This window comes from Vibrio sp. 378, from assembly GCF_033339435.1.
In genome coordinates, this window is record NZ_JAWOUO010001019.1 from 1 (window position 1) to 549 (window position 549).

The following is a 549-nucleotide window of genomic DNA, read 5'->3' on the forward strand; positions in this document are numbered from 1 at the left end:
GTTTTCTTGCGGGTCTTTCGCGGGAATAAAGGCGGCCATTCCTCCCATCGCGAAAGCACCACGCTTGTGACAAGTACGAACCAGCAAACGCGAATAGGCGTTCAAAAATGGTTTGTCCATGGTGACGACTTGGCGATCCGGCAGAACACGATCTGGGTGTTTCTTCAGTGTTTTGATGTAACTGAAAATGTAATCCCAACGACCACAATTCAGCCCTACGATATGCTCTTTAAGTGAGAACAAAATCTCATCCATCTCAAACACAGCTGGTAACGTTTCGATCAGCACGGTCGCTTTGATCGTGCCAGTCTCTAAACCAAAATATTCTTCTGTGAAATGGAACACTTCACTCCACCACTTCGCCTCATGATGAGACTGCAGTTTAGGAAGATAGAAATATGGACCGCTGCCTTTTTGAAGCAATGCTTTGTGGTTGTTGTAGAAATACAGTGCAAAATCAAAAAGCGCGCCTGGAATGATCTGACCGTGCCACGTCACGTGTTTTTCTTTTAAGTGAAGGCCGCGAACACGGCAGATCAACACCGCTGG

At 46.6% G+C, this 549-nt stretch carries 1 pseudogene; it reads right to left on the bottom strand.

The features are described from left to right. A pseudogene (locus tag R7Q48_RS30135) lies at positions 1-549 on the bottom strand (malate synthase A); the annotation flags it as partial.